Below are 5,121 nucleotides of genomic sequence, written 5' to 3' on the forward strand. Positions count from 1 at the left end.
TCAAGAGATTGGTTCGATTTTGAAGATTAAGGTAGCCTTTGGTGATGACACGTTGGGCACTTGGGTTGAATGGCAGTTCACAGAGATTTTCTAACATGTGGTAACGACCATTATCAATGGTTCTAGCATTTAAAACAGCTGGATAAGGCTGCAGATATTTCTTTTGTCCAAGTTCTAACAGTTGGGCTGATAATAAGCCCTTGTTCGTACTCGATTTGACACGAAGTTTCAGCTCCACTCGCCCATTTAAGTGAATGTCTTGACTTACTGGAAGGTCAATGGTGATTTGATTGGCTTTTCCTTGGTAAAGTTCAGTGTTGAAGGTCTGGTAAGTCTTACCATAACGATCAAAATCTTTTTGATCATACTGGTTTTGAATCACTTTTTCATCATTACCAAGAGAGAAGGTATGCAGTTCATCCTGTTTGCCAAAGTTATCAAGACCTTGCCATTTTTGCGGTGCGATATTGTCCTGCCAGATGACAGTCGGAAGTTGATAGCCTGAGTCAAGTCCTAACAATTTCTTACTTAACAAGGCATTCATGGACTCGCGGAAGTCGATCGACTGCCAGTTGTTCATATAGACATGGGCACCATGATGGAAAAAGAGGTGCTTATTGATGTGGCTAGGAAGAGCATGAAACATCTGGTAAACATGAAGAGGTTTGACGTTCCAATCCTGGGAACCATGCGTAAAGACGACCTCAGCTTGAACCTTGTGAGCATTGAGCAGATAGTTGCGGTCATGCCAAAACTGATTGTAGTCACCAGTCTTGCGATCGAGTTTCTCTTTAACCTTTTCTAAGTCCGTTTGATGAGCTTCATTGCCACGAATATAGTCACCGCCTAAGAGATTGCGGGAGTAGGTCAATTCAGCAAGTGAGTCAAAATCCTCACCTGGATAACCACCTGGGCTGGTTACCAGACCATTTTCACGATAGTAGTTGTACCAAGAGGAAATACCTGCTTCTGCGATGATCACTTCCAAACCATCAACACCAGTGGTGGCGAGACCATTAGACATGGTACCTAGATAGGAAATACCTGTTGTTGCGACTTTGCCGTTTGACCAGTCAGCCTTGATTTGGCGCTTGCGCGTGTGGTCCGTGAAAGCACGACAACGACCATTGAGCCAATCAATGACATTTTTATAAGCTTCAATCTGCTGGTAGTCACCATTGGTCATGAGACCTTGAGAATCTTTGGTTCCAACACCTGATACATAGAGATTGGCAAATCCACGTGGGAGGAAGTAGTCATTGAGTGTATATGAGCTATTGATATGAGATAGCTTTTCTTCAGCTTCTGAGACGACTTCTGCTTGACCATGAGATTCGACTAAATTCAGCTTGGGCTCCTCAAGTTCAATGGTGTGGGGCGGTTTGACCTCAAGCACCCCTTCCATTTTGTAGAGAGCCTTGTCACTGGCTTTATCGTTGGTCCCTTGGTGGTAAGGGCTGGCAGTCATGACTGAAGGAATCTGTCCATCATAACGCGGGCGAATAATGCTGACCTTGACTAAGTCAGGGAGACCGTCGTTATCAGTATCCACACGACTCTCGACATACACGACTTCACGAATGACATCATGAGTAGAGAAGGTTGCCAAGCTCTTACCGTTAAAGTAGTGGTAGTGATTGTCTTCTGAAATGAGTCCATCACTAACAAGTTGATCAATGAGCGTATTTCCTTTTTTCGTTCTCGTATTGAGTAACTGATAAAGATTTTCAATGAGATCCCCATAAACAATAGGAAAACCAGTTTCTTTACGAAACTGTTCGGCATCCTCAAAGTCAACAAGATAGCTAAATCCTAAAAGTTGAAAAACTACTGTGTAGAAAATCTCCGCAGTTAACTCACGGTCTGACTGGAAAAAGGTTACTAAATCTGTTTCTTTATCCTCAGCCAAAGTCGATAAGGCATAATCCGTGTCAGAATAAGTGAAAAAACTCCAACAAATGAAGTCTTCAAACTGTCTTTTTAAGGACAGTTGGGGTGACAGCTTTAGACCAAGACCTTCTAATTCTGCAAATCGTTGAGAACTAGTGGTTGGTTGATAGCTGAATTGATTAAAACGCATGTTTCTCTCCTTTGAAAACAGACTGGATTTATTATATCAAAAAAGAGGGAAAAATGGAATAAATAAACTTAAATGAAATAAATTTCTTAAACCAGCATATCTATTTAGTAAGTTATTATAAAATGCTGAATAAATACCATAGAAGTAAGCCTTTTTCTAGAGAATTTTATATGTAAAACTGCATATAACTCCTATCTTTATTATTCTTCGTTTGGTATAAATATATCTAAATTTACATTTAAAACTATTATATAATATTAATTTTATATTTTCTTCCTTTGAAAAATGAAGAATTTAACAGTAAGAAGAGAAGAAGTTTGGAACTGATGATATTGAAAAGAAAGTGCAGAGTTGCTTCAATATCCAGCTTAAAATGGTATAATAGTAGTAAAACGAAAGCAAGGAGGAGAAGAAATGATTGCACAGCTCGACACCAAGACTGTTTATAGTTTTATGGAAAGTGTGGTTTCGATTGAAAAATACGTACAAATGGCTAAAGAATACGGCTATTCTCACCTTGCTATCATGGATGTGGATAATCTCTATGGAGCCTATCATTTTCTAGAAGCAACTCGTAAGCATAGCATTCAACCTTTAATTGGTTTAGAAATGACCTTGGTCAAAGATGAGGAGAATCTCTCTCTACGTTTTCTAGCCCTATCCACTAAAGGTTATCAAGAGTTGATGAAGTTATCCACTTTAAAAATGACTGGACGGAAAAATTGGTCTGACTTCACCTCCCACCTCGAAGATGTTGCTATTATTGTTCCCTATTTTGAGGGAATCGAACAGTTAGATTTGGGGCACGATTATTTTATCGGTGTCAGTCTAGATACTCCTCAAGAAGTCTTTACTAGACCAATTCTTCCACTCTATCAGGTCAACTCTTTTGAAAAAGAAGATATTCAAGTTTTACAAATCTTATCAGCAGTCAAGGACAATGTCAGTCTGAGAGAAGTGGATCTGCATTCACAACAAGGGATTTTTTTACCTGCCTCAGACTTGGAAGCACGGTTTAAAAATCGCTTCCCTCAGGCGCTTGCCAATCTCCAAGGTCTGATAGAGAATGTAAGCTATCAAATCGACCCAAGTTTAAAACTCCCTCGCTTTAATCCTGAAAGACCAGCGGTCGAAGAACTTAGAGAGAGAGCTGAGCAAGGCTTGAGTGACAAGGGGCTAACCTCAGCTATCTATCATGAGCGACTGAATGAGGAATTAGCTGTGATTCATGATATGGGCTTTGACGATTATTTCCTTGTAGTTTGGGATTTGCTCCGTTTTGGACGTTCCCAAGGATATTATATGGGAATGGGGCGTGGTTCTGCGGTTGGTAGTCTGGTGGCTTACTCACTGGATATTACAGGAATTGACCCGGTTGAGAAGAACTTGATTTTCGAGCGCTTTTTAAATCGTGAGCGCTATACCATGCCCGATATCGATATCGACATCCCTGACCTTTATAGGCCGGAGTTCATTCGCTATGTTCGTGATCGCTATGGTAGTCAACATGTGGCACAGATTGTCACTTATTCGACCTTTGGAGCAAAACAGGCAATTCGTGATGTTTTCAAACGTTATGGTGTCCCTGAGTACGAATTAACAAATATTACGAAAAAAATCAGTTTCCGAGATACGCTAACGACGGCCTATGAAAAGAATTTGCAATTTAGACAGGTCATCAATAGTAAGATCGAATACCAAAAAGCTTTTGAGATTGCTCGAAAGATTGAAGGGTATCCTCGTCAGACCTCTATCCATGCGGCAGGAGTCGTTATGAGTGACCAAGACTTGACGGACTATATTCCTCTAAAATATGGTGAGGATATGCTCATCACCCAGTATGATGCTCATGGTGTTGAAGCCAATGGACTTCTAAAAATGGATTTCCTCGGCTTACGTAACCTGACTTTCGTACAAAAAATGAAAGAATTACTTGCGGAATCAGAGGGCGTTCATCTAAAAATCGAAGAGATTGACCTGGAAGACAAAGAAACTCTGGCCCTCTTTGCTGCTGGAAATACCAAGGGGATTTTCCAATTTGAACAACCTGGCGCCATTCGGCTCTTGAAACGAGTTCAGCCGCAAGTCTTTGAAGAGGTAGTAGCAACGACATCCCTCAATAGACCGGGGGCAAGTGATTATATTGATAATTTTGTCGCTCGTAAGCATGGTAAAGAAAAGGTGACGGTGTTAGACCCTGCCTTAGAAGACATCCTTTCATCAACCTACGGTATTATGCTCTATCAAGAGCAGGTTATGCAGGTAGCTCAACGCTTTGGAGGATTCAGTCTTGGTAAAGCCGACATTCTCAGACGTGCCATGGGTAAGAAAAATGCCAAAGAGATGCATCTGATGAAGGAAGATTTTATCACAGGAGCTATGAAATTGGGGCATACAGAAGAAAAGGCCAACCAAGTTTTTGCAGTGATGGAAAAGTTTGCAGGCTATGGATTTAACCGATCCCACGCTTATGCCTACTCAGCACTGGCATTCCAACTAGCTTATTTCAAGACACACTATCCTGCTATTTTCTTTCAAGTTATGTTGAACTATTCTAGCAGTGATTACATTGTAGATGCATTGCAGATGGGCTTTGAAGTAGCTCCCTTAGCAATCAACAGCATTCCCTATCATGATAAAATTGCTAAGAAGAAAATCTATCTTGGTCTAAAAGCCATTAAGGGAATGCCAAGAGATTTGTCTTACTGGATTATTGAAAATCGTCCTTTCTCAAGCATTGAATATTTTGTCACACGTCTTCCCAAGAATTACAAGAAATTGTCGCTTTTGACGCCTTTGGTTGAACTAGGACTTTTTGATGAATTTGACAAGAATCGCCAGAAAATCTTAGTGAACCTACCAAACTTATTTGTCTTTGTTGAGGAGTTAGGTGGACTCTTTGCGGATACAAATTATAGTTGGACTGAAGCTGATGATTTTACTGAGGCAGAGAAATTTTACAAAGAGCAGGAACTGATTGGGGTAGGTATCAGTCCCCATCCTCTCCAAACTCTTGCCAAACAAGCCCTATATCCGACCAC

The 5,121-nt window shown here is 40.6% G+C and carries 2 protein-coding genes; one reads left to right on the forward strand and one right to left on the reverse strand.

Annotated features, from left to right (window positions below; genetic code table 11):
• On the reverse strand, positions 1–2,080 hold a 2,080-nt coding region (locus GMD4S_RS06885), incomplete at its 3' end, for a Xaa-Pro dipeptidyl-peptidase (RefSeq protein WP_001212018.1).
• 414 nt (positions 2,081–2,494) lie between these two features.
• On the opposite strand from GMD4S_RS06885, the gene GMD4S_RS06890 reads away from it, so the two are divergent.
• Positions 2,495–5,121 (forward strand): DNA polymerase III subunit alpha (locus GMD4S_RS06890; RefSeq protein WP_008289385.1); only part of this gene is annotated, 2,627 nt, incomplete at its 3' end.

The sequence above is a fragment of the Streptococcus sp. GMD4S genome, assembly GCF_000296955.1.